At 44.6% G+C, this 26273-nt stretch carries 26 protein-coding genes; 20 read left to right on the top strand and 6 right to left on the bottom strand.

Annotated elements, in window-relative coordinates:
* From BLS64_RS11485 to BLS64_RS11495, 3 genes are all read left to right on the top strand, one after another.
* Positions 1-2643 (top strand): gliding motility-associated C-terminal domain-containing protein (locus BLS64_RS11485; protein ID WP_143019309.1); only part of this gene is annotated, 2643 nt, incomplete at its 5' end.
* 10 nt (positions 2644-2653) lie between these two features.
* On the top strand, positions 2654-3559 hold the full coding sequence (locus BLS64_RS11490; RefSeq protein WP_093113795.1) for a PorP/SprF family type IX secretion system membrane protein: 906 nt from the start codon (positions 2654-2656) through the stop codon (positions 3557-3559).
* Between the two features lie 15 nt (positions 3560-3574).
* On the top strand, positions 3575-5452 hold the full coding sequence (locus BLS64_RS11495; RefSeq protein WP_093113785.1) for an OmpA family protein: 1878 nt from the start codon (positions 3575-3577) through the stop codon (positions 5450-5452).
* A gap of 317 nt (positions 5453-5769) precedes the next feature.
* Here BLS64_RS11495 and BLS64_RS11500 read toward each other — a convergent pair whose 3' ends face one another.
* From BLS64_RS11500 to pyrR, 5 genes are all read right to left on the bottom strand, one after another.
* The gene (locus tag BLS64_RS11500; RefSeq protein WP_143019310.1) at positions 5770-6270 is read right to left on the bottom strand and encodes a CAP domain-containing protein; all 501 of its coding nucleotides are present in this window, start codon (positions 6268-6270) and stop codon (positions 5770-5772) included.
* A 208-nt stretch (positions 6271-6478) separates the two neighbouring features.
* A complete protein-coding gene (locus BLS64_RS11505) occupies positions 6479-7387 on the bottom strand; it encodes a ribonuclease Z (RefSeq protein ID WP_093113783.1) in 909 nt (302 codons plus the stop codon).
* A gap of 34 nt (positions 7388-7421) precedes the next feature.
* The gene (locus BLS64_RS11510; protein ID WP_093113782.1) at positions 7422-7754 is read right to left on the bottom strand and encodes a ribonuclease Z; all 333 of its coding nucleotides are present in this window, start codon (positions 7752-7754) and stop codon (positions 7422-7424) included.
* Positions 7751-8683: an aspartate carbamoyltransferase catalytic subunit gene (locus BLS64_RS11515; RefSeq protein ID WP_093113781.1), complete on the bottom strand. Its 933-nt coding sequence runs from the start codon at positions 8681-8683 to the stop codon at positions 7751-7753. The genes BLS64_RS11510 and BLS64_RS11515 overlap by 4 nt, the downstream gene beginning before the upstream one ends.
* A gap of 5 nt (positions 8684-8688) precedes the next feature.
* The gene (pyrR, locus tag BLS64_RS11520; RefSeq protein WP_093113780.1) at positions 8689-9228 is read right to left on the bottom strand and encodes a bifunctional pyr operon transcriptional regulator/uracil phosphoribosyltransferase PyrR; all 540 of its coding nucleotides are present in this window, start codon (positions 9226-9228) and stop codon (positions 8689-8691) included.
* Positions 9229-9434: 206 nt separating this feature from the next.
* Between pyrR and BLS64_RS11525 the strand changes: the two genes are divergently transcribed.
* The 3 genes from BLS64_RS11525 to BLS64_RS11535 all read left to right on the top strand — a co-directional run bounded on the left by BLS64_RS11525 (position 9435) and on the right by BLS64_RS11535 (position 13142).
* Complete coding sequence (locus BLS64_RS11525) at positions 9435-11303, top strand: TIGR00341 family protein (protein ID WP_093113779.1); 1869 nt, start codon at positions 9435-9437, stop codon at positions 11301-11303.
* Between the two features lie 18 nt (positions 11304-11321).
* Positions 11322-12554, top strand: a complete 1233-nt coding sequence (locus tag BLS64_RS11530; protein ID WP_093113778.1) for a hypothetical protein — start codon at positions 11322-11324, stop codon at positions 12552-12554.
* Between the two features lie 63 nt (positions 12555-12617).
* A complete protein-coding gene (locus BLS64_RS11535; RefSeq protein WP_093113777.1) occupies positions 12618-13142 on the top strand; it encodes a hypothetical protein in 525 nt (174 codons plus the stop codon).
* A gap of 3 nt (positions 13143-13145) precedes the next feature.
* Here the strand turns inward: BLS64_RS11535 and BLS64_RS11540 are convergent, their stop codons facing one another.
* Positions 13146-13892, bottom strand: a complete 747-nt coding sequence (locus BLS64_RS11540) for a sterol desaturase family protein (protein ID WP_093113776.1) — start codon at positions 13890-13892, stop codon at positions 13146-13148.
* A 135-nt stretch (positions 13893-14027) separates the two neighbouring features.
* On the opposite strand from BLS64_RS11540, the gene BLS64_RS11545 reads away from it, so the two are divergent.
* The 14 genes from BLS64_RS11545 to BLS64_RS11610 all read left to right on the top strand — a co-directional run bounded on the left by BLS64_RS11545 (position 14028) and on the right by BLS64_RS11610 (position 26080).
* Positions 14028-14591: a PepSY-associated TM helix domain-containing protein gene (locus BLS64_RS11545; protein WP_093113794.1), complete on the top strand. Its 564-nt coding sequence runs from the start codon at positions 14028-14030 to the stop codon at positions 14589-14591.
* A gap of 109 nt (positions 14592-14700) precedes the next feature.
* Complete coding sequence (locus tag BLS64_RS11550) at positions 14701-15069, top strand: methylglyoxal synthase (RefSeq protein WP_093113775.1); 369 nt, start codon at positions 14701-14703, stop codon at positions 15067-15069.
* A 71-nt stretch (positions 15070-15140) separates the two neighbouring features.
* On the top strand, positions 15141-16607 hold the full coding sequence (locus BLS64_RS11555) for an SDR family oxidoreductase (RefSeq protein ID WP_093113774.1): 1467 nt from the start codon (positions 15141-15143) through the stop codon (positions 16605-16607).
* Positions 16608-16663: 56 nt separating this feature from the next.
* A complete protein-coding gene (locus BLS64_RS11560; protein WP_093113773.1) occupies positions 16664-17125 on the top strand; it encodes a carboxymuconolactone decarboxylase family protein in 462 nt (153 codons plus the stop codon).
* Positions 17126-17193: 68 nt separating this feature from the next.
* Positions 17194-17442: a YgaP family membrane protein gene (locus BLS64_RS11565; RefSeq protein ID WP_093113772.1), complete on the top strand. Its 249-nt coding sequence runs from the start codon at positions 17194-17196 to the stop codon at positions 17440-17442.
* Between the two features lie 152 nt (positions 17443-17594).
* Entirely contained in the window at positions 17595-19475 is a 1881-nt protein-coding gene (locus tag BLS64_RS11570; protein WP_093113771.1) for a S9 family peptidase, read from the top strand.
* 66 nt (positions 19476-19541) lie between these two features.
* On the top strand, positions 19542-21776 hold the full coding sequence (locus BLS64_RS11575; protein WP_143019311.1) for a tetratricopeptide repeat protein: 2235 nt from the start codon (positions 19542-19544) through the stop codon (positions 21774-21776).
* 68 nt (positions 21777-21844) lie between these two features.
* Positions 21845-23431 (top strand): GMC family oxidoreductase, encoded by a 1587-nt coding sequence (locus BLS64_RS11580; RefSeq protein ID WP_093113769.1) that lies wholly within the window; start codon positions 21845-21847, stop codon positions 23429-23431.
* Between the two features lie 71 nt (positions 23432-23502).
* On the top strand, positions 23503-24150 hold the full coding sequence (locus BLS64_RS11585; RefSeq protein WP_245693447.1) for a DsbA family oxidoreductase: 648 nt from the start codon (positions 23503-23505) through the stop codon (positions 24148-24150).
* Between the two features lie 85 nt (positions 24151-24235).
* Positions 24236-24625 carry a DUF302 domain-containing protein gene (locus tag BLS64_RS11590; RefSeq protein ID WP_093113767.1) on the top strand — a complete coding sequence of 130 codons (390 nt, stop codon included), beginning with the start codon at positions 24236-24238 and terminating at the stop codon, positions 24623-24625.
* Between the two features lie 141 nt (positions 24626-24766).
* Entirely contained in the window at positions 24767-25051 is a 285-nt protein-coding gene (locus BLS64_RS11595; RefSeq protein WP_093113766.1) for a rhodanese-like domain-containing protein, read from the top strand.
* Positions 25052-25054: 3 nt separating this feature from the next.
* Positions 25055-25372: a rhodanese-like domain-containing protein gene (locus BLS64_RS11600; protein ID WP_093113765.1), complete on the top strand. Its 318-nt coding sequence runs from the start codon at positions 25055-25057 to the stop codon at positions 25370-25372.
* On the top strand, positions 25369-25590 hold the full coding sequence (locus BLS64_RS11605) for a hypothetical protein (protein ID WP_218124613.1): 222 nt from the start codon (positions 25369-25371) through the stop codon (positions 25588-25590). The genes BLS64_RS11600 and BLS64_RS11605 overlap by 4 nt, the downstream gene beginning before the upstream one ends.
* Positions 25591-25627: 37 nt before the next feature.
* Positions 25628-26080, top strand: coding sequence for an OsmC family protein (locus BLS64_RS11610; protein ID WP_093113764.1), 453 nt, complete (start codon positions 25628-25630; stop codon positions 26078-26080).
* The last annotated feature ends 193 nt before the right edge of the window (positions 26081-26273 follow it).

Below are 26273 nucleotides of genomic sequence, written 5' to 3' on the forward strand. Positions count from 1 at the left end.
ATAACAGGAAATCAAACTCTTACCTGTGATGTGACTTCAGTGACCCTGGATGCTTCCGCTTCAACTGCAGATGGAAACTTCACTTACCTGTGGAGCGATGGATCTACTGATCCTACCATAACGGTAACTCAGCCAAATACCTATTTCGTAATTATAACAGGTGAAAACGGCTGTTCTGCTGAAACAAGTGTAACTGTTGAAGCTTTCCAGGAAAGCCCGGCTGCTCCCGAACTTTCAGGCACCCCGGTGCAGCCTACCTGTACTGAGCCAACCGGATCTTTTGAGATCATAGCCACAGAAGGTTTGACTTATAGTATTAACGGCGGAGAGTTTACAACCGCTACTGGCTTTAGCAACCTTGCTCCGGATACTTATTCTGTAGTCGCCAAAAATGAATACGGTTGCACCTCTCAACCTCTAAACGTTAGCATAGAGGCACAGCCCGATGCACCGGCAGCTCCGATCATTCATGTAACCGTTCATCCCTCTTGCGGAGAAACAACCGGATCTTTTGGGATTTGCTGTGATAATGGATTAGAATACAGTATTGACGGTGAAAACTTCCAACGTGATCCGATATTCATGGATCTTGCGCCCGGATATTATGAAGTTGTGGCAAGAAATGCAGAGGGTTGTCTTTCTGTACCAACTCCCGTAACTATTAATGAGGCACCTGAAACTCCGGCCGCTCCCGAAGTGGCTTCTGTTGTCCAGCCTACCTGCGAAGTTCCAACCGGTTCTTTCACAGTGACCACTGAAACCGGATTGGAATACAGTATCGACGGAACAACCTGGCAAACTGAGGGAACTTTCGAAGACCTGACCGCAGAGACCGTTTACGAAGTAGTGGCAAGAAACCCTGACGGATGTATTTCCGAAGCAACTCAAGTGACCATTGACGCGCAGCCAGAAACTCCTGCAGCTCCTGCAGTAGCTTCTGTTGTCCAGCCTACCTGCGAAGTTCCAACCGGTTCTTTCACAGTGACCACTGAAACCGGATTGGAATACAGTATCGACGGAACAACCTGGCAAACTGATGGATCTTTTGAAGACCTTACCGCCGATACGGTTTACGAAGTGGTTGCCAGGAATGCTGACGGATGTATTTCCGAAGCAACTCAAGTGACCATTGACGCACAGCCAAATACTCCGGCAGCTCCTGCAATAGCTTCTGTTGAACAGCCTTCTTGTGAGGTTCCTTCAGGATTTTTCACAGTGACTACCGAAACAGGATTGGAATACAGCATCGACGGAACCAACTGGCAAACTGACGGTTCTTTTGAAGATCTGACTGCAGATGCCATTTATGAAGTGGTTGCAAGAAATTCCGAGGGATGTATTTCCGAAGCAACTCAGGTGAGCATTGAGGCACAACCTGAAACTCCTGCAGCTCCTGCAGTAGCTTCTACAGTACAACCTTCTTGTGAGGATCCTTCAGGATCGTTCACAGTAACTACCGAGACCGGATTGGAATACAGTATTAATGGTACAGATTTCTATACTTCTGGAGAGTTCAATGATCTGGCTCCTGATAGTTATGAAGTAATTGCGAGAAATACTGACGGATGTATTTCCGCAGCCACTACCGTAACCATAAATCCGCAGCCTGAAACTCCGGCAGCTCCGGTGGTAGAAGATATCATGCAACCAAGCTGTGTAGAACCTTCAGGTATGGTTGTCCTTACTTATATCGAAGGAATCACCTACAGCCTAACCGACGAAGCCGGCAACACCACCGCCGATACAGATGAGGATGGAATATTTGGCGGATTAGCTCCCGGAACCTATAGCATTACCGCGGAAAATGCGGAAGGATGTCTTTCTGAAGGCACTCAGGTTTCCATCGACGAACAACCCGAAGCTCCAATAGCACCGGAAGTAAGCTTTACGCAACCAAGCTGTGAAACTCCGACCGGATCTATTACCATCACTGCTGAGGAAGGAATGCTATATCGCATAAATGATGGGGAAATATCAGCTGAAACCTCATTTACTCAGCTCAGCCCTGGCACCTACACCGTCATAGCTGTAAATGCGGAAGGTTGTGAATCTCAACCTGTGACCGTAACCTTAAACCAGCCTGAGGCTGCTGTTATAGAAACCGCAGATCCAATGAGCCTGTGTATCGAAGATGCTGCTTATAACCTACAGAATATGCTGCTTGGAGAATATGACCAATCCGGAACCTGGGAAGATCCTGCAAACACTGGAGCCCTGGAAAATGGCTCTATTGATCCTTCCCTTCTTGCCCTGGGCACCTACACCTTCAATTATGTGATAGAAGGAACTTGTCCCTCTACTACCAGTGTTGAGATAAGCATTAACGACGATTGTGTGGTTTTGGCTTGTGAACTTGAAGATGTGAAAGAAAGCATATCTAAAGTAGTAACACCTAACGGGGACGGGATCAATGAATTCTTTACTGTAGGTTTAGATCTTGACTGCGGCTTCATTTACCACGTGCAGATCTTTAATAGATGGGGTAACAAGGTTTACGAATCAAACAATTACCAGAATAACTGGGACGGCACTGCCAGATCTTCTTTCACAGGAGATCAGTTACCTGCCGGAACCTACTACTACATAGTACAAATTGAAGGCCTCGAACCTATACAGGGATATATCTATTTAGGAACAAAATAAAATGATAAACATGAAAAAAATCTACCCAATAATAATCATCCTGTTTATTAGTGTTAGTACCCAAGCGCAACAAATGCCCCAGTTTACGCAGTACATGTACAACACGATCTCAATAAACCCGGCTTATGCCGGTAACCGGGATGCGCTATCTGTGGTGGGGCTGCACAGGAGTCAGTGGTCAGGAGTAAATGGAGCTCCTGAAACGCAAACATTGTCTATTCACTCTCCTTTGCGAAATGAAAAAGTTGGGGTTGGTCTTTCAATCATTAACGACCAACTTGGATATGAAGATTATACCTATGTGTATGGTGATTTTTCCTATACCATTAACGTAGCCGATTCCACCACCCTTTCCTTCGGGATCAAAGGAGGAATGAGCTATTATAATCTAGACGAAGAACTGTTGGGAGCTGTGGATGATCCTTATTTGAACGGAGACACCTTTAACCGCTGGACTCCCAACGTAGGAGCGGGTTTATATTTATCTGCTCAAAAATGGTACATGGGACTTTCAGCCCCCAGGCTTATCAACAATGACAACAATGAAAAGAGTGAATTTGTTGCCCTGGAACAGGTGCACTACTATTTGACCGGAGGGTATGTTTTCGACCTGAGCGACATGTGGAAACTCAGGCCCACCGCATTGGCAAAAGTGACCAATGGAGCACCACTTTCGGTTGATGTTTCAGCCGCCGCCATCTATAATGAGAAATTATATTTAGGAGCTACTTATCGCATAGATGATGCCTTTGGAGGTTTTGTCGACTTCCAGGTGCTGCCAAGTTTGAGGGTGGGTTATGCTTATGAATATACACTTTCAGACCTTCAGGATTACAGCAATGGATCGCACGAGATCCTGCTCATCTATGAATTAAGGCTTAATAACACGAAATACAAATCCCCAAGATTCTTCTAATAAAATTAAGGCATTATGAACAAAAAATACTTTCTACTTCTGTTGCTGCTGTGTTCTGCTTTTGCCCTGACTGCTCAGTCGGGTAAGCAGAAAAAGGCAGACCGCCTGTATGATGACTTTGCTTATGTTAAGGCCATAGAGGTTTATAAAGATCTCGTAGAACGCGATTATAACACCACTTATAATCAACAAAGGATAGCTGACAGTTATTACAAGTTAAGAGATCCGCAGAACGCAGTGCAATATTACGCGCAGGTGGTGAACAAGCCGGATGTTTCGCCGGAAGCTTACTACAAGTATGCCCAAATGTTGCGCGGAATGAGAGAATATGACAAGTCACGGGAATGGCTGAAAAAATACCAGGAGGAGGCAAAAAACCCTAAAGAGGTTGAAGAACTCTTGGATCCTGAATCCATTACTACCTATGAAGGACTTGAAAGTTTCAGGGTACAGCCCGGTGGAATGAACTCTCAGTACAGTGATTTTGGAACTTTCGTTTCCGACGGTACCGTATATTTCGTATCGGCCCGTGGTGAAGCAGATACCCGCACTAAGATCTATGACTGGACCGGAGAACCTTTTCTCGATATTTATAAGACTTCAGAAAACGGATCTGTGAACGCAGTTTCAGGAGAAGTGAATACCGTGCGTCATGAAGGTCCGCTAACCATTTCGGCTGACGGAAAGACCATGTACTTTACCCGTAACAACTATATGGACAACCGCAATGGTAAAAAAGATGAGCAGGGAGTTAATCACCTCAAGATCTATAAGGCCAAACTGGTAGACGGAAAATGGGATGATATCGAGGAACTGCCATTCAGCAGCGACACCTATTCTGTTGGCCACCCCAGCTTATCGGCCGATGGAAAGACACTTTACTTTGCCTCAGATGCGCCGGGAGGACTTGGCGGATCTGATATCTATAAAGTAAGCATTGACGGTGACAGCTACGGAACTCCTGAAAATCTTGGCGCTCCTGTAAACACTCCCGGAAACGAAGTTTTTCCGTACGCAGCCAAAAATGGCAATTTCTACTTCTCTTCAGACGGTCATAAGGGCTATGGCCTTCTGGATATTTTCGTGATGACCGAAGAAGCTCCGGAGAAAATTCAGAATTTGGGAGAGCCAATTAACAGCAGCCTGGATGATTTCGGTTTTTCCTTTTCTTCGGAAGACGATACCAAAGGCTACATTTCCTCCAATCGTGAAGGCGGAATGGGAAATGATGACATCTATGAAATGACCATTTTAGCGCCGCTTGTACTGAAAGGCCAGGTGACCGATTCCATTAACGGAAAACCTATCGCCAACGCTACAGTTCGCCTGATGGATGAAAATGACGAGCAGATCGCGTTTTTGGAAACCGATGAGGACGGAAACTACAGTACCGAAATTGCACGCGACCGGACGTACCCTCTTGAAGCCAAGCATATCAAGTACAACACTAAAACCGATGAGATCAACACTGCTAATATGGACGAACGGGAAGAACTGGTCTATGACATAGAACTTGCTCCTATCCGCGATGTGGAATACCTGGCAGAGATCAACAAGATCTATTTTGATTTCGATAAATCGAATATTCGTCCGGATGCAGCTAAAGAACTCGATAAACTGGTTGACCTCATGAAGAATGATTATCCCGAGCTTGTCATTGAGATCGGCTCTCATACAGACAAAAGAGGATCTGTGGAATACAACCGTAAGTTAGCGGAAAGAAGAGCACAATCTACTTATGATTATCTTGTAGAACACGGAATCGCGCCGGAAAGGATCGTGACCTACAAAGGTTACGGAGAAATGAAGCCAGATGTGGATTGTATGACCTGTAATGAAGAACAGCACCAGCTGAACAGAAGGTCTGTTTTCAAGGTAGTTAAAATGGAATAACCAAAACCCCTGCCTAATCTAACCAACCAGAAAAGGAGGCTCATGCGAGCCTCCTTTTCTATTATATATCAATAATCTTCTTCTCTGCCCTACTCTTCAGATCAGGAGGATCTTGAGGTATCGAAACCAAACTTCCTTCATGCTGGTTGTGTAATTTTACCCGACCTGGCCTGGGCATTTAATCAAGACAGTTTTTCAAATTTAATTCTTTTCCGGTCTTGGCTCACCCGTTGGGTATTTAAACTTATAGAATAGAAAAAGAGGCTTATAAAGCCTCTTTTCAGGTATCATATAATGCAAATCAGTGGAATTTCTCTTTATTTTCTAACGAAGATATTGGTATAATATAACTTCCCATCTGTTCCTTCTTTGATAGAGATCCCAAAATGTGTATGGTCACCTATCATGTTATCACGATGTCCTTCGCTCTTGATCCATGCGTTTACTACCCCTTCTGCAGTACTGAATCCGTAGGCTACATTTTCACTTACCGCTTTAGCCGCTTCGGTATTTACCAATGCTGTATACCTGTTGGCGAAATTATCATGACACACCTCGTCATTTTCTATCATATGAGAATTATGGGTGGCTGCCTGTCTAGAACCCTCGTCTAATAATAGCAATTCAGTTTGCCCCTCCTGGGTACGATATGCATTTACCAGATCAAGAACTTCCATTTCTAAAGTGGTATAACTTACTGGAGCAACTTTTACCGTAAGGTTAGCAGATTCTATTTCCTCAAGATTATCCTTAGAGCAGGATGTAAGAGTCAGAACCGAAAAAGCAAGAAGCCAAAAAGAGTAGGTTAAATTCTTCATAATCTCAAAATCAGTAGGTTTGGGATTATAAAAGTAGGAGATATTTCCGATTAACAAACAATTTAATCGACGAAATACACAAAATTAGCAAAATTTAACACTTTTGCGCGTAAAATCTTACAGTAACCACCTACAAGCTGCTCAAGATGAGAGGTTTATAACATCGGTGAAATGCACAATAATTGAAAGAAATTTGAAGGAAATACTATTAATAAAAACTAAAATTCTTACCGTCCTCGGCAAGTTCCACTTCAGGAAAGATCTCTTTAGCTTCTTCTTTGAAAGGTAAAATGGAATCGTATCGGGTAGAAAAATGGCCAAGAATTAATTTTGAAACTGAAGCTGAACGGGCAATGGCTGCCGCTTCTTTGGCGGTAGAATGTTTGGTAGGAGCGGCCAGGTAAGCGTGTTCTTCCAAAAAAGTAGCTTCATGATAAAGCACAGAAACGTTCTTCAGCTGAGATGCGATCTCGGGTTTATAAGCGGTATCGCTGCAAAAGGCATAGCTCAGCGGCGGTTCAGGATCGGCGGTAAGCAATTCGTTGGGAATTACGGTGCCGTCATCAAGAACGGCATCTTTTCCTTTTTTTATGCCCCTGTAATACGCAACATCAATAGGATACTTTTCCACCTCCTCCATCAGTAACTTCCGGTCGCCGGGTTTTTCCCTGAACAAAAATCCGTTGGTGTATACCCGGTGATCCAGCGGAATGGTCTCCACCGTAACCTTTTTAGTTTCAAGGATCACTTCGGGCTCCCTGCCGGTCAATTCATGGAAATACAGCGGATAACTGGTCCAGGATTTCGACATCTTCAGCTGCAGGGTAATGATCTCTTTGATGCCTTTGGGTCCGTAGATGTGTAGTTCGGTCTCCCGACCCAGCAGCATAAAGGTGGAGATCAAACCTATTAATCCGAAGAAATGGTCCCCGTGAAGATGGGAGATGAAAACGTGCTTGATCTTACTGAACTTTACCTTGTTTCTGCGAAGCTCTACCTGTGTGCCTTCTCCGCAATCTATCAGGAACAGCTCGTTGTTAAGCTCCAGTACCTGAGAAGTGGGATTGGTAAGTGTTCGAGGGGTAGCAGCATAACATCCGAGTATCGTAAGCTTCATAGCGCAATTTTTCCGCAGAAAAGGACTGCTAAGATCAGAATCCCAAATCCCTTTCTATCTCCTCCATTTGAATAATATCTTCGGCTTCCTGTAAAGTGGGAACTACCATGAGCTCCTCGGGAACCCGGTCAATATTTATAGTATCGTTTACAATGACGAAAGATCTTTTATTCTTTCTGTGGTTATTGGAAAGCTGCAAAAATGCCAGTAATTCATCCAGTTCCAGGTTACCATACTTCAGGATATCCACCACCACATTATCATCGCGGTAATCGTCATGCACTCTCTCAAGATACGAGGCAAAATCCTTCACGTCATCTTTCTCGTCCCTAAAGATCTTATAGTTATCCTTTTCTGTTATTTTCATAGCTGTTTAATTTTTGAAGCAAGCAGATAGATCACCGCCATGCGAACCGCAACTCCATTCTGCACCTGGTCAAGAATAATGGCCTGATCAGAATCGGCCACGTCACTGGTGATCTCTACTCCCCTGTTGATCGGGCCCGGGTGCATCACCACAATTTCTTTGTCAAGCGAGTCTAGTATTGCTTTATTCACCCCGAAAAGCTGCACGTATTCGCGGGTGCTTGGAAAATAGCTAATGTCCATCCTTTCATGCTGCACCCTTAGCATATTGGCTACATCACACCATTCCAGCGCTTTTCTAAGGTTGGTTTCAACCTCAACTCCCAGGGAAGTGATATATTTTGGAATAAGCGTAGTTGGCCCGCACACTTTCACCTCTGCTCCCTGGAGCTTCAGGGCAAAAATATTTGACAGCGCCACCCGGCTGTGTAAAATGTCTCCCACTATCACCACTTTTTTGCCGGCTACTTCTCCCAGTTTTTCCCTTATGGAATAGGAATCAAGAAGAGCCTGAGTAGGATGTTCGTGTGCCCCGTCTCCGGCATTGATGATACTCGCGTTCACATGTTTTGACAGAAAAATTCCTGCACCTGGATTTGGGTGGCGCATTACCACCATATCCACCTTCATGGAAAGGATATTATTGACGGTATCAATAAGGGTCTCCCCTTTTTTTACCGAAGAAGATGCGGCAGAGAAATTCACCACGTCTGCACTTAGGCGTTTTTCAGCGAGCTCAAAGGAAAGTCGGGTGCGGGTACTGTTCTCAAAGAACAGGTTTGCGATGGTCACATCTCTTAGGGAAGGTACTTTTTTAATTGGTCGGTTTATGACCTCTTTAAAATGGTCGGCGGTTTGAAAAATGAGTTCTATATCCTCCTTTTTGAGGTATTTGATCCCTAACAAATGGTCGACACTTAACTCACTCATAATGGTTATTTACTTATAAGATAAACGGCATCTTCGCCTTCGTTTTCCTGCCAGTTCACTTTTACTTTTTCTTCATTGATCGCATCTACCTGTCTACCGTTATAATCGGGCTGGATGGGCAGATGACGGCTAAACCTCCTGTCTATAAGCGTAAGAAGCTCTATCTCTTTTGGCCTTCCGAAGGATTGAATAGCCGTAAGGGCAGCCCTGATGCTCCTGCCGGTATACAGCACATCATCAATAAAGATCACTCGTTTGTCTTCAACCACAAAATCTATCCTGGTCTTATTGGCTTCCAACGGCTTATCGCTTCTTCGGAAGTCATCCCGGTAAAAGGTAATATCAAGATGCCCCAGTTTTATTCCGGTGAGACCATATTCCTCTTCGAGGATCTTTTCGATCCTGTGAGCCAGGTAAACACCTCTAGGCTGAATGCCGATAAGCACCGAATTTTCTAAATTATTGTGATTTTCAACTAATTGACAGGCCAGGCGATGTAAGATAATGTTCATCTCTTTGGAAGTAAGCAGCACTTTCTGGCTCATTTTCTGTACAAATAGAAGAAGTTAGTGAAACAAAAGTAATCTTTTTTTCGTGAGTGTGCAGAAATGAGGATTTCAATTTTTAGCTGATTTGAATCTGTCCTGTCTGAATTCTTCAGCCGTTTTTATAATCCTGGAAAACTTAAAGAATGACTAAAGCTTTTTCAGCAGCATCATAAATTCCCTATCTTTCAGTAAAAATAGGCAGAATGCTCTACCTCTTCCATCCGCCTGCTGATCTTAAAATAGTACAAAAAGAAATCATTCCCCTGCTTGGAAACAGGGAATTTGAGCTCGTTTCATTTCCTTATACAGAACAATTCGAACCGCAGCCGGACAGTATCCTGATGCTGTACCTTACCGACCAGGACCTGCGGGAATTTCTTACTGTTGCTTCACAAAACCAATGGCCGGTGGGCATTTTACCGCACCCGGATAATCAGTACGCAGCTAAAGGCCTGGGTATTTCGGGAGAAATGGAGGAGGCGGTGAACAACATCCTGCAGTCTGTAGATGCCGAACCGCTGGACATGCTTTATTGTAATGGGAAACCAATGTTCCAGTCGGTCAATATTGGTTCTATATTTCTGCTCAAAAAAGAGGAACACAAGAACAACTTCTTTTCAGAGATCTATAATATCTTTAAAAATGTTCGCCGGGCTTATTTTCTGAAACATTCAGAATTTAAGATAAGTTCAGATGAGGAAAAGGTGATCCATACCTCGGCCATGGGCATTATCGTTGTAGAACATTCACTGAATTCTCTTATTTCCAAAAGGCTGATACAGGATACCTCGATCAATGACGGCACATTTTACGCATTCATCCTGGCACCTCAGAATGTATTGATCCTGTTCCTATTCCTTATAAGAAGCCTTTGGCCCAAGAGAAAACCTATTTCCAGATTACCATCATTTATAGGTAGTATCAAAGCTCCCAATCTCACCATTACTAGCGCAACAGAGTTTAAATATGTGGTTGACGGGGAAGAAGGGACAGCCCGGGAGTTATTAATAGAGGTAAAAAGCAAGGCACTCATGCTGCACCAAACATCCAGCTACAGCGGGGAAAAAGGTGGGAAAAGTGGCAAGAAAAGCCTGAACGTAGAGGGGTTGCCAACCGGGCAAAAAAGGGATGAGCTGGTAAAACACCGTCTGCCGTTGCTACCCAGGGCCACTACCGAAGAATTTGAAGAACTATTCAAGGTTCTGCGGGAGAATGCCAGGATCAAAACAGCCTATATGGTTATGATGATCCTCTCTACCCTAATTGCCTCCTTTGGTCTTTTCGCCGACTCCTCCCCGGTAATTATAGGGGCCATGATCCTCGCTCCCATTATCGCACCCATAGTTTCGTTCTCAATGGGGATTGTTCGCTACGATGTATCTATGTTGAAAACCGGGTTTAAGACTATACTTTTAGGTACCATTGTTTCCCTCGCCTTTGCAGCAGCAGTGAGCCTGGTCATACCCTTAGAGATCCTCACCTCACAAATTCAGGCCAGGCTGTCTCCCACCCTGCTGGATATGGGAATTGCAGTAGCCTCGGGCATTGCCGCCGCATATGCCCATGCCGAAGAAGGAATCGCAAAAAGCCTCGCCGGTGTAGCCATCGCGGTAGCCCTGGTACCACCGCTCTCTGTCGCAGGGATCGGGATTGGATGGTGGGACTGGCAGGTATTTTCAGGGGCCTTCCTGCTCTACCTTACAAACCTGGCAGGGATCATCCTGTTCGCCGGACTTACTTTTCTGCTCCTGGGCTTTGCTCCCTTTAAAAGGGCAAAAATGGGCCTTGTCTACACTTTTATCATCGTAGTGCTGGTGGCGGTACCGCTTTCCCTTTCTTTCAACCGCATCATGAAAGAAGCAAAGATCACCAGGGCCCTTGAAGGCACTACCATAGATAAAGTAGTGCTGCGTGACGTAAAACTGCGATTTGGAAAGACAATGATCGTTTCTCTCAAGCTCGTAGGGACAGAACCCATGAAACCGGAGCAGATACAGGCCATCAAGAAAAAGATCGAAGAAAAGATAGAACAGCCGGTGATCCTGGAAGTGGTCTCGGCAATTGAATTTTAAAAAACATTATCCCCTCTAATGAAAAGATTCCTCTTACTCTTGCTCGCATTGTTCCTGATCTTCCTGGTATTGACCTACTGGTCAGTTTCTATTGGTCCCGAAAAAGTTAAACTTTCCGAAGTAGTAGAAAGAGATGGAGATTCGGTAACCGTTATCGCAACCAATGTATATGAATCTAATGTGATCAAAAGGTTCATGCAGGGCCGTAATTATCGCGAGGCGTGGGAAGCCCGGGTCAAAGTGCCTGTTCTTAACCTGGACTCGATGAAGGTAGTAGAAGAAGGCGGCGGGCAGCAGACACATTCCCTGGATCTGATGTCATCATCGGGAGTTCTTTACAGCCTTAGGAGCATTAACAAAGACCCCGATCCTCTGATTCCCGGCATCGCGAGGACTTTGGGACTCGAAAATATTGTTGTCGACGGGGTTTCTGCCCAGCATCCTTACGGAGCAATCCTCTCTGCAGCCCTTGCAGATGCTGCGGGCATTCTGCACACTCATCCCAGGGCTGTGTATGTTCCTAAGCAAAAGAATCTGGATAAATGGAATGACTCTTTTGGAAACCGGCTGTACCTGTTGGAGTATGAAACCGAAGGAAAGGTAAACTGGACCCGCTTTCCCAACGTAAGCGAGATTATGGATACAGATGACCTTCAGGAATTAAAATTAAAACACCAGGAAAAGGTGAGCATAGATAAACGGGCATTCATCCGGGCACGGCTTTTTGATATTTGGATAGGCGACTGGGATCGACATGCCAAGCAATGGGGCTGGGTGGTGATTGAGAAGAATGGCAATTTTAAAGCCGTTCCCCTTGGAGGCGATCGCGATAATGCCTTTTTCAAGATTGACGGTGTCATCCCTACCCTACTCACAAACGAGCTTGTGCAGCCCATGGTACGGCCTTTTGAAAAAGATGTAGATCATCTGCCGGGCTATGTCTACCCTGTTGATATGTATTTTCTTCGGAATGTTCCTGAAAAAGTCTTTATTGAAGAAGCGAGAAGCCTTCAGAAGATCTTTACTGATGAAAAGATCAATGAGGCTTTTAAAGCCTGGCCCGAGGTGGTAAATGCTTTGAATTTTGCGGATATCTCTGAAAAACTTAAAACCAGAAGGAATAATCTCACCAAATATGCGGCAGCATTCAGGGAAGAGATCCAGGAAAGGGAACTTCTCAGTACACCTCTCAAAGGTTCTGAAGACAAGGAGTTGCCGGAAGATCTCATAAAATGCTTTGACTGTTTATAAAGTTCAAAAATGCTGCAGATCTTAATTTTTTCCGCCGTAAATTGAGGCTATCGATGAACGGCAATGAAAAAATTTATTTTCGCCATAGCGACGGCTTTCCTGGCATTTGGATGCACGGTGGTAAGGTATGAAACACCACAGCCGGCAGATGTAGCTTCTTTGTCACAATTTCCTGAAAAGATGCAGGGGCTTTTCATTTCTGAAGATCAGGACACCCTGGAGGTGACCCAATTTAAATTCCATTTCAGGAACGGCGATGAGATCCAGGTGAAGGGCGATCTTTGCGGAAATGAAACTGTTCTGAAGGAATTCAGGAATTATTACATTCTTAACCTCAAGGATGAAGAGGTGTGGGATGTGTTTCCAGTAAGGCTCAAAAATGACGATCTCCAGGTATTTTTTTCAGCTACAGCTTCAAGAGCCGAAGAACTGATGGAAGAGCTGAAGGAAACCTCGGCGGTAAAGGAGATCCCTGATGAAGACGGCGACCTGGAATATTACCTCATTGCCCCCACTTCTGAAGAATTCCGAAGGCTCATGAGGAAAGGCCTTTTTGATGAACGCCTCTTGTTCAAAAGAATAAAATGAAAATTATTCCATTTTTTTACTTTCCGTAGACATCCATTTATCCCAGAAGGTAAAGTACAGCCCGTAATTAGTGAGGTATTCCTTATGATGATAATGATGGTGCGTGGCGCCAATGAACAACTTTCCGAATTTGGTTTTCTGAAAACCCGGCGGATAGATCTCGATATCCAGGTGGTTCACCACGCTGCTCACGGTCATGATGACCAGGTACAGGCCTAATACATAAACAGAGACCGGAATGAAAAGAAGAAGCACGGGCAAAATAATGGCCTCCAGTAAACTTTCCCACGGGTGAAAGGAAAAAGCCGTCCATGGCGTGGGCGTATGACTGTCGTGATGTACTTTGTGCACCTTTCTAAAGATCCCGGGAAAATGCATCCAGCGATGTATCCAGTAATAGTAGGTTTCATGCAGCAGCAGAATGATCACCAGGCTTACCGGCAGGTACCACAGCGGATATTTGGTAATATCCAGGTAAATGGCGGTGAGATCCCTTTGCCATAACCAGTATAAAACTGCACCGAAAAAAGCGAAGATCACGGATGATTTGATGCTCCAGATGACCTCTTTTTTCAGCTGAGCCTTTTTTGGCGGTCTGCGACTAAGCCGCCTTTCCCTGAATTCTTCCTTTTTTAAAACATAATAGTAATAATAGAAGAACCCTGCCGCGACAAAGTACCTGAACAGGATCGCCACAAAGAAGATCAGCACGTAAGCAAAGAAAAAAACGGGAGTATCGGCTTCCATCATATTATTGCGTAAATATTAAAGTTAGAGAATAAATTCCATTTTGAAAAACCCTTCGCCCTTGCCGTAATGGCCTTAAAAAAAGCTTCGGAATTTCACTTTTTTAACTACTTTGGCCTCCCCTCAGAAAAAGCGCGCATGAACAAAAGACAGAGCCAGGCCAGAACCATTAGAATTTTCAGGAAAATTCACCGCTTGACCGGAATTTCCCTCTTTGCCTTTTTCTTTGTGGTTTCGATCTCGGCCCTCTTGTTAGGATGGAAGAAAGACAGCGGAGGCATCCTTCTGCCTGAGACGATGCAGGGCACTTCGACCGACCTTCAACAGTGGCTCCCTCTTGATAGTCTGAACTCAATTGCCGAACAAGCAATTATGGATACGCTGAACACAAACGAGGTACAGCAAATAGATCGCATTGATGTGAGAAAAGAGGACGGGATCGTAAAATTCGATTTTAAGCACAATTATCTCGGTCTGCAACTGGATGGCGCTACCGGAAAAGTGCTGCAGTTTGGCCCCAGGAGATCTGATCTTATAGAGAACATACATGACGGTTCTATCCTGGACGATCTTTTTGGGACGGACGGCGTCTGGAAGCTTATCTACACAAGCATTATGAGTATTGCACTGTTTATCTTTACAGTTACGGGATTCTGGTTGTGGTATGGGCCGAAACGGATGAAAAGGAATAAGAAAAGGTGATTTTTAATACCTGGAGCTTAACAATTATTTCCTCCAAAAATGCAGCAATTTTAAAGGCATTGCGTAAGAAATGAGTTAATTTTATTCCGGAAAATAACCTTGATCAAGAATGAAAAATACCATTGCCCTTATCGCTCATAACAGCCGTAAAAATGATCTTCTTAACTGGGCCAAAGTACATCGTGAGACACTTGTTAATTACAACCTTATAGGTACAACTAATACTTCCAAGCTCATTAATGACATGCTGGAGCTTGATGTTGCCGGGTTCGGCCACGGCCCCAGCGGAGGAGACATCATTCTTGCCGCTAAGATCCTGGGCGGGGAAGTTCAAAAAGTGATCTTTTTTATTGATGCTGAAACTCCTCACGGACACGAACACGACATCCAGACCTTAATAAGAACCGCGGTGATCAATAATATTCCCATTGCACTTAACCGCGCCTCGGCCGACCTTATCATCTTGGAAGAAGATTAAGTAAATTGATAGTAACTTCTGGAAGTTTGGCCGCTAATTCCTAAATTAGGGATAGACTTAACTTTCTCTCTATGAAGATCCTTCTCACCGGCGCCACCGGTTATATAGGTAAAAGATTGCTTCCGGTTTTATTGGAACAGGGCCATGAGGTGGTGTGTTGCGTGAGAAACAAAGACCGCTTTCCAAAAGAGGGTGTCTATACAGATCCTAAGATCAGTCTGTTCCAGGTAGACTTTCTTCAAGAGCCGCCTTCTTCCGAAGCAATTAAAGATTGCGACGCGGCTTACTATCTTATCCATTCCATGAGTTCTGGCAGTGATGATTTTGAAGTGCTCGAAGAACGTGCCGCCAAAAATTTCATCAGCCTGGTCAAACCCACCTCTATTCAACAGATCATCTACCTCACGGGCATCACCAATGAAAAGAAACTATCGAAACACCTTGCCTCCCGCAAAAACGTAGAGGAGATCCTGGACAGGAGCGGGATCCCGGTAACTGCCATAAGGGCGGGTATCATAGTAGGCTCGGGCAGCGCATCATTCGAGATCATTAGGGACCTGGTGGAGAAACTGCCGGTAATGATCACTCCAAAGTGGGTGAACACCCGCAGCCAGCCTATCGCCATCAGGAATATCCTGGAGTTTCTCTCAGGGGTATTGCTCAAAAAGGAGACTTTTGGAAAAGGTTTTGACGTGGGAGGCCCAGATGTGCTGACATACAAAGAAATGTTGCTGCAATTCGCCGAAGTAAGGAACCTGAAAAGATATATTTTCACAGTGCCTGTCATGACCCCGCGGCTTTCCTCCTACTGGCTGTACTTCGTTACCTCTACCTCCTATAAGCTCGCCGTAAACCTGGTGAACAGCATGAAAGTGGAAGTGATCGCGAAAGATAATGAGCTTGAAAAGATGCTGGGCATCAAACCAATTTCTTATAAAAAGGCTGTAGACCTTGCTTTTCAGAAAATAGAGCAGAACAACGTCATTTCCAGCTGGAAAGACTCGCTGGCCTCCAGTTACCAGGACAATTCCCTGCTTGACCATATCAATGTGCCTACCGATGGATGTTTCTTTGACAAAAGAGAAAAACTGATCAAGGGAGATCCCAATAAAGTGCTTCAAAACATCTGGTCTATAGGCGGCAAAAACGGCTGGTACTACGGCAACTGGATGTGGAAGATAAGAGGGATCATGGATAAGATGGTAGGCGGTGTTGGCTTAAGGCGCGGCAGAACGCACCCTCACAGGATCAACACAGGTGACACACTCGACTTCTGGAGAGTTCTTGCCGCCGATAAAAAGAACAGGCGCCTGCTGTTGTATGCCGAAATGAAGTTACCCGGGGAGGCCTGGCTGGAGTTCAACATCTGTGAAAAGGATGGCAAACATTACCTTAGGCAGACAGCAACTTTCCGGCCTAAAGGCGTAGCGGGGAGGTTATATTGGTACTCTGTACTACCCTTTCATTTTTTTGTTTTTGACGGAATGGCAGAAAACCTTTTAGAAACAGATCGCACTATTGAAAAAGCTGATGCCTGAGCTGTTCTTCGAATCATAAAATCGTCTATTTTCGGCCTTTCTTCAAACCGATGAATATGAGCACCTCAATCCAATTGTCCGGCACAGGATCAACCCCCTTTGAAAGATTAATAGGACATAATCCTGCTGTTCTCGAGAAGTGGAATGATCTCGAAATTTCCCTTTTTACCCAAACTTCTCTTGATCCAGACCTGCTGGAACAGGTTCGAAGAACGTTGGCTTTTGGAAATGGCTGCGAATATTGCATGGTCAAAGCAGGAAAGCCCGATTTTGATCCCAAAGATCAAAAGATCTCTCTGGTAACTGCCTTTGCCGAATTGTTTGCTCTTGATCATAAATCCATACAGGAAGCCCATTTTAATATGCTGCGAGAGGCTTTTACAGAAAAAGAGATCGCAGAGCTGTGCACTTTTATCACCTTTATTACAGCTTCCCAAAGGTTTGGGAAGATCATGAACCTTACAGAAGACCTTCAGAAAAATAAAGTAAAGTCTCTTGCTGGAATGCAAGGTTCTTAAGCCATTTTCAGCTTTCAGAAACCAGGTTTTTTTCTTAACTTAATGGAAGATCAAAAACCTGAAAAACTATGAAAGAGAATGTTGGCAAAAAAGATAGAATCATCCGCAGTCTTGCCGGCCCGGCGCTCATCACTTTTGGATATGCGGGCTTAGGCGGAAATAAAGGCCACATTGCCGGCCTGTTGTCTATCGTGGCAGGCACCCTTATTACCGAAAGCGCGATCACCGAAGTTTGTCCTGTAAATGAATTTTTCGGGATAGATACAAGGCATAAAAAACAAAGTCCGTTCTCCAAGATAAAAAAGGCTTTGGTTTAAAATAGATCCCCCTCTCGCTCAGCTAGCCGGAGGTGTTCCCTACGGGGAAAATTCTTTCTTCGGTTATTAACTTAATGGATTTATTGGTATATTTAGTAGAACCACAGACATCCCCTCCTCTTCTGTTTTTTTACTAACCAATACCTGTACCTATGAAAAGAGCGATTTTTCTAATGCTATTAGTATGCTTTCCCGTCCTTGCACAACAGGACACCTCATCTGTTAAAAATTACACCATTGAAGAATTCTACGGAAATACCCGAATTGCCGGAGGGGAATTTTCAAATGATGAGACCAAATTGCTCATGAGCAGCGATGAATCGGGCATTTTTAATGTTTACGAGATCAACATCAGTGACGGCACCAAAACCCAGGTCACTAATTCAACCGAAGACTCCTTCTTTGCTGAAGATTACGTGCCCGGTACCGGGGAGATCATCTATTCCGCAGATAAGGGCGGCAATGAAATAAGCCATCTTTACCTGCTTCAAAAGAACGGAGAGGCAAAAGAACTTACTCCTGCCGAAAATGAAAAAGCCAACTTTGGTGGTTGGAGTGATGATGACCAATATCTCTACTATATTTCAAACAAGCGGGACCCTAAGTTCTTTGATATCTATAAAATGGATAAGGACACCTGGGAACCCGAAATGCTCTATGAAAATGATGAAGGCTACCAGCTGGAAGGCCTGTCGCATAATGAGAATTTGGTCGCACTTTCCCAACCCATCACCACCAGTGAAAGCAAACTTTTTATCTATGACCGGGAAAAGGACAAAATGACCGAGATCTCCCGGGAAAAAGGAAACTATTCGGCTTCGGGCTTCAGTAAGAACGATCAAAAATTCTATTACATCACAGATGTAGGCAAGGAATATGCTTATCTCGTGGAATACGATCTTGAAAGCGGGGAGAGCTCTACTGTTTACGAAACCAACTGGGATGTGATGTACAGTTACCTCAGCGAAAATGACAAGTATCGCGTGATCGCCATCAATGAGGACGGTAAGAACAGGCTTATAGTTCAGAACAACGAAACGGGAGAAAAGGTAGACCTGCCCGAAGTGCCGGACGGCGATATCAAAGCCGTCAATATCTCTGACAGCGAGAACCTCATGAGGCTCACGATCGGCACCTCAAAAACCCCCAATAACCTTTATGTTTATAACTTCAGGACCAATAAGATCAAAAAACTGACCAACACCCTCAATTCCAAAATAGATCCTGAAGACCTGGTGGCTTCAGAAGTGGTTCGATACGAATCTTTTGACGGCCTGGAGATACCTGCCATTTATTACAAGCCGCAGCAGGCATCTGAAAATAATAAGGTTCCCGCCCTGGTATGGGTACATGGTGGTCCTGGTGGGCAGTCCAGAATAGGATATTCTGCACTTATTCAATACCTGGTCAATCACGGTTATGCTGTCCTGGCAGTAAATAACCGCGGAAGCAGCGGCTACGGAAAATCCTTTTACAAAATGGATGATAAAAAACACGGCGAAGAAGATCTTAAAGATGTGATATGGGGCAAAAAGTGGCTGCAGGAACAGGATTATATTGATGATGAAAATATCGGGATCATTGGCGGAAGTTACGGAGGCTATATGACCATGGCCGCCATGACCTTTAATCCCGAAGAATTTGACGTTGGGGTGAACCTCTTTGGAGTGACCAATTGGCTGCGAACCCTAAAGTCAATTCCTCCCTATTGGGAAGCCTATAAAAAAGCATTATATGATGAGATGGGCGATCCTACAACTAAAGATTCTATTGCCCTGTACAACAAGTCGCCGCTGTTTCATGCCGACAAGGTGAAGAACCCGGTGATGGTGTTGCAGGGCGCCAATGATCCACGGGTACTGCAGGTGGAATCTGATGAGATCGTGGAAGAACTAAAGAAGAACAACGTACCGGTAGAGTATGTGGTCTTTGAAGATGAAGGCCATGGTTTCATCAAAAAAGAAAATGAGATAAAAGGGTATAAGCAGATCCTCGCGTTCCTTGACAAGTACCTCAAGGATGAAGAAATGTAAGCGTGAAATCAAAGCCCTGATCATTGTTTTGTAAACAAGCGATCAGGGCTTTAAAAAAATGTGAGCGTGGGCGATTTTTTTCAGGAACTCAGAAGGCGTAACGTCTACAAGGTAGCCACCGTATATGCTATCACGGCCTGGCTTGTAGCGCAGATCATCAAACTGGCGGCTGACTCCTTTAGTGCTCCTGCCTGGGTGATGCAGATGGTGATCGTATTATTGATCGCCGGTTTTCCTATTGCACTTATCCTGGCCTGGGCTTTTGAAATGACTCCCGAGGGTCTTAAGAGAACTAAACATTTAGAACGGGAGGAAACGGTAGCAGCAAGAAGCAGCTCCCGGTCCCGATTTAATTTCTGGATAATAGGACTGCTGGTCATAGCTCTTCTTTTTCTGGGATTGGAACGCATTTTCTTTGCTGAATCATCCCTTTGGGGAAATGATCCCGAGGCCCAGAATGCTTCCATAGCCGTGTTGCCTTTTGCCGATTTTAGCGCTGAAGGGGACCAGGAATATTTCGCCGACGGAATTTCTGAAGAGCTACTGAATTCCCTCGCGCAGATCAATGGCTTACATGTGGCAGGCAGAACCTCTTCCTTCCAGTTCAAGGATGAGAATCACGACCTGAAGGAGATCGGGGAAAAACTGGGCGTAGATCATATTTTGGAAGGCAGCGTTAGAAAAGCGGGAAACCAGCTCAGAATTACGGCGCAGCTCATAAAAATAGATGACGGCTTTCACGTCTGGTCTCAGACCTATGACCGCCCCTATTCGACCGAGAACATATTTGACATTCAGGATGAGATCTCCCAGGCAGTGCTGGAAGAATTGAAGGTCAGACTGCTTCCCGCTGAGCAGGAAAATGTCAAAAATCCCCGGCCTACTAAAAATGTGGAGGCTTACAATCTTTACCTGAAAGGACTTTCCAAAGCCGCCACGTTGAACCCATCAGATCTTGAAGAGGCAGAAGGGTTTTTCGAACAGGCCATAGCCCTTGATCCGGAATTTGCGCTCGCCTACGCAAAAAAAGCTGAAACCGTAATTTTTCAGCACATTTTGGGCAACGCTGAATATGAAAAGGCTATAAAAGAATCGGGGGAGGATATTGACGTAGCGCTACTTTTAAAAGATGATCTTGCTGAAGCATATGTCGCCCTGGGCCTCAACCACATGGTAAAAAATCAGCGAAAAACCTCCTTGCTAGCCTTTAAAAAAGCTAAGGAACTTAAACCGGGAGATGCAGAAGTCAGCGCCAGTTACGGCATTGGGTTGTGGCAAAATCAACAGCGAAAGGAAGCCCAGGAAGAACTGGAGTATGCCTACGAACTTGATCCGCTCTCCCCGCTTGTCAACCTTTACCTGGGGGAGATCTATCAAATGAACGGATCTTTAGAAAAAGCAGAAGAACATTTGCAGACAGCCATTAAGATCCGGCCCGATTACCTGGTAGCCTATGAATCGCTGGCGAATTTATATGGAGCAATGTTAGGACAACATGACAAAGCCATTATAACCATGCACAAAGCCTATAAAAAGACCGCTGAAAAAACGAAGTCCATAAGCCTGATATTCTACCCGGCAGTAGATCTGGATCTTTTAGGAGTTGCAAATGAGGTACTTGAAATCTTAAAAACAGAATTTCCGAACAACGAAACCACTTTAAATACCCAGCTTTACTGGCTAAGCCGCCAAGATAAATATGCAGAAGTTCTGGAGCTCATGAAGAAGTCAGATTCCATAAAGGGCAGAATGCCTGATCATTACTTTCTTAATCACATTCAAAAACCCGCACTTATAACCGGGAATTTCAACTATTTTCTTGATGAAGTAAAGAAAAGAAAACCTGAAAACCTTAGAACCGACACCATTAATTTCAAGGAACGATCCTACTCCACTATGTTAGGGGCCATTGTAGCCCTTACCAAAGCCGGTGAGGAGAAGAAAGCCCATACCATTCTTCGGAATCTAAAGGAACATCTTGAAAATTTACCTAAAAAAGAAACCCGGGATTTTCACGGCCGTTACTTTTGGCATTACACCGTATGCAAAGGCCTGATGAACGACAAGGAAGCGGTCAAAAATTCTCTGCAAACCCGATTGGAAACCGGAAATATCATTGGGCACCATTTTATCTATGGCATCGAAAATGAACTATTCTTTCATTTAAGTCCTGAGGAAATGCGCCCTTTTAAAGAAGCCGAAGAAAAGATCATTAAGGAACAGCGTCAAAACGTGATCGCCTATCTAAAAGAAGAAGGCGAATGGAAGGATGAATGGGAGACAACAGCATTAAAAAAATAATTTTTTCAGTGCCTTCTGAATAAAAGATTTCAACCTTTTTCGGAAAAAGCGTAGTTTTAACACACTTCATGAATTACGACTACGATTACATCATTATTGGCAGCGGCTTTGGCGGTTCTGTAAGCGCGTTGCGGCTTTCAGGAAAAGGTTATAAGGTCCTGGTGATCGAAAAAGGAAAGTGGTTCAGGGCTGAAGATTTTCCCAAAACCAACTGGAACCTGCGCAAATGGCTATGGATGCCTGCACTACGTTTTTACGGGATCATGAAGCTAAGCATCTTCAGGCATATCGCTGTGATCTCGGGTACCGGCGTTGGCGGCGGTTCCCTGGTCTACGCCAATACCTTACCCGTTCCCAAAAAAGCCTTTTATGCCTCCGGCAGCTGGAAAGACCTGGCCGACTGGGAAACCGAATTGAAACCTCATTACGAAAAAGCCCTGCAAATGCTGGGAGCAACTCCCAATCCACACTTATTTGATGGCGATCTTGCCCTACACCAAATGGCCAAAGAAATGGGCCGGGAAAAGCATTTTGAAAATCCCAATGTGGCGGTGTATTTTGGTAAAGAAGGAAAAACAGTTAGGGATCCCTATTTTGGTGGAAAAGGGCCGGACAGGACCGGTTGTAACTTTTGCGGCGGCTGTATGACAGGCTGCCGGCATAACGCCAAGAACACCCTCGACAAGAATTACCTGTGGCTGGCACAAAATTATGGCGCAGAAATACTTGCCGAAAATGAGGTTTTTGACGTACGTCCTTCCGAAGAAGGATATGAAGTCTTTACAAGATCGAGCACCGCATTTTTTCCGAAGAAAAAAAGCTTCAGGGCCAAAAATGTGATCTTTTCGGGTGGAGTTTTGGGAACAGTAAAACTGCTCCTGAAATTGAAAAAAAGTTCTCTTCCCCATCTTTCAGACAAGGTAGGTGACGACATTCGGACAAACAATGAAACCCTCATCAGCGTCTCCAGCAGCAGAAAAGACAAAGATTTTTCAAAAGGGGTGGCCATAGGCAGCCTTTTGCATACAGATGAGCACAGCCACCTGGAGATCGTGCGCTATTCGGAAGGTTCGGGTTTCTGGAAACTGTTGCACCTGCCCATGGCCTCGGGCAGCAATCCCATCAGTCGGCTACTTCATATTTTCGGGCAGCTGTTTTCCTCTCCTCTTTCCTGGTTCAACACCTATTTCATCAACAGCTGGTCAAGAAGCACCACCGTTCTGCTTTTCATGCAAAGTGTAGACAGCACGCTCAAATTAAAAAGAGGTTCCTTCGGAAACCTTGCCACCGGAGTTTCTTCGGGTAAAAGACCCACAGCCGATATTCCGGAGTCTAAAGAATTAACCGCCAGGTACAGCAGGATCGTGAACGGAAAGGCCACCTCTTTCACCCTGGAAAGCCTGGCAGGAATTCCCACTACCGCACATATTTTAGGCGGGGCAGTGATGGGAAGAACTGCTGAGGAAGGCGTGGTCAATAGCCGCAATGAGGTATTTAACTACAAGGGTCTGTATGTTATTGACGGTTCCATGATCTCAAGTAACCCGGGCGTGAATCCCAGTCTGTCCATCACCGCGATAGCCGAACATGCCATGGCGGGAATTCCCTCAAAAAAAGAAGCATCCCAACAGTCATTTTTAAAGGAAAGCAGTTGAACACCTGCAGATTTGGCGCAACCGGTGAAAAGGGTTTGAAGTTTGCTTTCAGTATAACCAAAAATTAAAAAATGATGACAGTAGATATATGGTCAGACATTCGCTGCCCTTTTTGTTATATAGGAAAACGCAATTTTGAAACAGCCTTGGAGAAATTTCCGGAAAAAGAAAAAATTGAGGTGAACTGGCACAGCTTTCAGCTGGACCCCAACCTTGAAACACGACCAGACCTGAGCACCCTGGATTATTTTGTGCAGGTGAAGAACGTTACAAAAGAACAGGCGCAGGAAATGTTCAGTAATGTGAAACAAATGGCAGCCGACACAGGGGTGCAGATAGATCCTAACTCCTCTGTGCTGGCCAATTCCTATAGAGCCCATTTACTGCTGCAGCTGGCCATTCAAAAGGGAAAGGCCAATCAGCTGAAGGAAAAGCTTTTCCAGGCTCATTTTTCCGAAGCAAAAAATATCGATGACGAGCAGACATTGGTAGACATTGCTGTTGCTGCAGGTTTAGACCAGCAAGAAGCCGAAAATGCCCTGACTTCTGAGGAATTGGGATATGCCGTGAAGCAGGATGAAATGCAGGCACAACAAATAGGTGTGCGCGGTGTTCCACTTTTTGTTTTCAATGATAAATATGCAGTTTCCGGTGCACAACCTGCCGAAACTTTCCTGGAGGTACTGCAAAAGGCCTGGCAGGAAAAGAACCCGGAATAGGTCTTCGTAACAAGTGTTACTGAAAAGCTTTTTTAAAAAGACATTTTTGTAGTAACTTAAGTATCAAACTAAAAGACCGAAAAAAATGAGCTATTATTTCACCAAAACCGTAAATGACAATTTCGATCAGGCTATTGAAAAGGTGACCGAAGAACTGAAGAAAGAGGACTTCGGCATTCTTACCGAAATAGATGTAAAAGAGACTTTTAAGAAGAAACTGGATAAAAATTTCAGGAAGTACCGAATATTAGGAGCCTGCAACCCCAATATGGCTTTTGAAGCCATACAGGCAGAGAGCCGCATTGGGACGATGCTCCCCTGTAACGTGATCGTACAGGAAACGGAAGACGGGAAAGTTGAAGTTTCGGCGGTTGATCCGGTGGCTTCGATGCAGGCCGTAAAGAACGATTCCCTTGCCGCTACAGCCAAACAGGTACGGGAAAAACTTCAGAAGGTGATCGAAAACCTAAATTAGTCAAACCTACATTTCAGATATAAATCCGGGATGATAAAATTCCGGATTTTTTATTTTAAGGCGGCTTTTGTGTAACAAAAGTAACTGTGGGCAAGGCACTTCCGCAGTAATTTTGCGCCTATTAATCCAGAAACTTTGATTATGGAAATTGAAAAACTGATAAAAGAAAATAAAGGAACCATTGTAGATGTACGCACCCGCGCCGAATATAGCGGTGGCCACGTGGCAGGTTCTGTCAATATTCCCCTAAATGAAATTCCTCTACGCATGGATGAGTTGGAAGCAATGGATGAGCCGCTGATCTTATGTTGCGCCTCAGGAATGCGCAGCGGGCAGGCGGCGAATTTCCTTGACCGCCAAGGCATGGAATGTCTCAACGGGGGTTCCTGGCTTGAAGTAAATCACCTGCAATCAAAATCTGCTTAACCTATGTTTGAACTAATAAAAAGACTTTTTAATCCCGGCCCAAAGGCTGATTATTCAGAAATGGTAAAGAACGGAGGAATTATCCTTGACGTTCGCACTCCCGGAGAATTCAAGGGAGGACACATCAAAGGATCCAAAAACATTCCTTTGAACAGCCTGCCGGCGAATCTAAAAAAACTGAAGAATAAGGAACAACCCATCATTACCTGTTGCGCATCGGGCATGAGAAGCGCTTCTGCCAAAAGCATCCTGCGCTCCAACGGTTATACCAATGTCCATAACGGCGGGGGTTGGAGAAACCTAAGAAACAAATTATCATGATAAAAGACAGGCTTCTTACCGGCTGGACCTTCACCAGAATAGCATACCTAATCATTGGGATCATGGTGATCATTCAGGCTGCGGTGAACGACCAATGGCTGGGGATCCTTTTGGGTGCTTATGTCACCTCCATGGGGCTATTCGCTTTTGGTTGCGCCTCAGGTAGTTGTTTCGATGGAGATTGCCGTGTGAAACATGACCCTGATCAGGAAAAATGAGCCGGTAAAAACCTAACTTCAGATAAAATTAAATACTATGGAAGATCATCTATACCAGGTGGGCCTGGAATGGAAACAAGACAGGAAAGGAGAAATATCCTCTCCGGTTCTAAACGATAAAATAGAAGTGGCCACTCCGCCTGAATTTCCGGGAGGAATGGAAGGCATCTGGTCTCCGGAACATTTATTCACGGCGGCTGTAAACTCTTGCTTCATGACCACTTTTTTGGCGATCGCTAAAAATTTTGACCTTAAGTTCAAGGATTTCAGCTGTCCTGCGGAAGGAAAACTGAGCAAGGCTGACGGCAAGTTCGCCATGACCGAAGTTCTGTTGCAGCCTGTGCTTACCATTCTTGACGAGAAGGATCTTGAAAAAGCGGAAAAGGTGATCCATAAGACCGAAAAGGCCTGCCTTATCACAAATTCCATTAAAGCTGAGGTGATCCTCAAACCTACAATAAAACTGGAAAGCAGCTATTCTTTAAGCTGAAAGATATCCCTGCACTCCTATCCCGTATGGCATTTTAAAAGCTATGCGGGATTTTTTTTGCCTATATTTTGCGTCTTTTTTAAACTTTTACAGTCTTGAGGATATAACAAAAATTCAAATAAGATGAAACCCTTCCATGTGCAAGGAATTTTTGGAAAAATGGACCGGCAATGATAATAAAAAGACCGATCAC

The sequence above is a fragment of the Salinimicrobium catena genome (assembly GCF_900102915.1).
Classification (GTDB): domain Bacteria; phylum Bacteroidota; class Bacteroidia; order Flavobacteriales; family Flavobacteriaceae; genus Salinimicrobium; species Salinimicrobium catena.

Excerpts from the sequence above, each read along its gene's own strand:
- BLS64_RS11525 (WP_093113779.1), top strand. The coding sequence starts at position 9,435 with ATGCTCTACCTCTTCCATCCGCCTGCTGATCTTAAAATAGTACAAAAA.
- pyrR (WP_093113780.1), bottom strand. The coding sequence starts at position 9,228 with ATGAGCCAGAAAGTGCTGCTTACTTCCAAAGAGATGAACATTATCTTA.
- BLS64_RS11535 (WP_093113777.1), top strand. The coding sequence starts at position 12,618 with ATGAAAAAATTTATTTTCGCCATAGCGACGGCTTTCCTGGCATTTGGA.
- BLS64_RS11595 (WP_093113766.1), top strand. The coding sequence starts at position 24,767 with ATGGAAATTGAAAAACTGATAAAAGAAAATAAAGGAACCATTGTAGAT.
- BLS64_RS11600 (WP_093113765.1), top strand. The coding sequence starts at position 25,055 with ATGTTTGAACTAATAAAAAGACTTTTTAATCCCGGCCCAAAGGCTGAT.
- BLS64_RS11580 (WP_093113769.1), top strand. The coding sequence starts at position 21,845 with ATGAATTACGACTACGATTACATCATTATTGGCAGCGGCTTTGGCGGT.
- BLS64_RS11530 (WP_093113778.1), top strand. The coding sequence starts at position 11,322 with ATGAAAAGATTCCTCTTACTCTTGCTCGCATTGTTCCTGATCTTCCTG.
- BLS64_RS11515 (WP_093113781.1), bottom strand. The coding sequence starts at position 8,683 with ATGAGTGAGTTAAGTGTCGACCATTTGTTAGGGATCAAATACCTCAAA.
- BLS64_RS11560 (WP_093113773.1), top strand. The coding sequence starts at position 16,664 with ATGAGCACCTCAATCCAATTGTCCGGCACAGGATCAACCCCCTTTGAA.
- BLS64_RS11505 (WP_093113783.1), bottom strand. The coding sequence starts at position 7,387 with ATGAAGCTTACGATACTCGGATGTTATGCTGCTACCCCTCGAACACTT.
- BLS64_RS11555 (WP_093113774.1), top strand. The coding sequence starts at position 15,141 with ATGAAGATCCTTCTCACCGGCGCCACCGGTTATATAGGTAAAAGATTG.
- BLS64_RS11550 (WP_093113775.1), top strand. The coding sequence starts at position 14,701 with ATGAAAAATACCATTGCCCTTATCGCTCATAACAGCCGTAAAAATGAT.
- BLS64_RS11510 (WP_093113782.1), bottom strand. The coding sequence starts at position 7,754 with ATGAAAATAACAGAAAAGGATAACTATAAGATCTTTAGGGACGAGAAA.
- BLS64_RS11570 (WP_093113771.1), top strand. The coding sequence starts at position 17,595 with ATGAAAAGAGCGATTTTTCTAATGCTATTAGTATGCTTTCCCGTCCTT.
- BLS64_RS11605 (WP_218124613.1), top strand. The coding sequence starts at position 25,369 with ATGATAAAAGACAGGCTTCTTACCGGCTGGACCTTCACCAGAATAGCA.
- BLS64_RS11565 (WP_093113772.1), top strand. The coding sequence starts at position 17,194 with ATGAAAGAGAATGTTGGCAAAAAAGATAGAATCATCCGCAGTCTTGCC.
- BLS64_RS11590 (WP_093113767.1), top strand. The coding sequence starts at position 24,236 with ATGAGCTATTATTTCACCAAAACCGTAAATGACAATTTCGATCAGGCT.
- BLS64_RS11490 (WP_093113795.1), top strand. The coding sequence starts at position 2,654 with ATGAAAAAAATCTACCCAATAATAATCATCCTGTTTATTAGTGTTAGT.
- BLS64_RS11500 (WP_143019310.1), bottom strand. The coding sequence starts at position 6,270 with ATGAAGAATTTAACCTACTCTTTTTGGCTTCTTGCTTTTTCGGTTCTG.
- BLS64_RS11495 (WP_093113785.1), top strand. The coding sequence starts at position 3,575 with ATGAACAAAAAATACTTTCTACTTCTGTTGCTGCTGTGTTCTGCTTTT.
- BLS64_RS11610 (WP_093113764.1), top strand. The coding sequence starts at position 25,628 with ATGGAAGATCATCTATACCAGGTGGGCCTGGAATGGAAACAAGACAGG.
- BLS64_RS11540 (WP_093113776.1), bottom strand. The coding sequence starts at position 13,892 with ATGATGGAAGCCGATACTCCCGTTTTTTTCTTTGCTTACGTGCTGATC.
- BLS64_RS11545 (WP_093113794.1), top strand. The coding sequence starts at position 14,028 with ATGAACAAAAGACAGAGCCAGGCCAGAACCATTAGAATTTTCAGGAAA.
- BLS64_RS11585 (WP_245693447.1), top strand. The coding sequence starts at position 23,503 with ATGATGACAGTAGATATATGGTCAGACATTCGCTGCCCTTTTTGTTAT.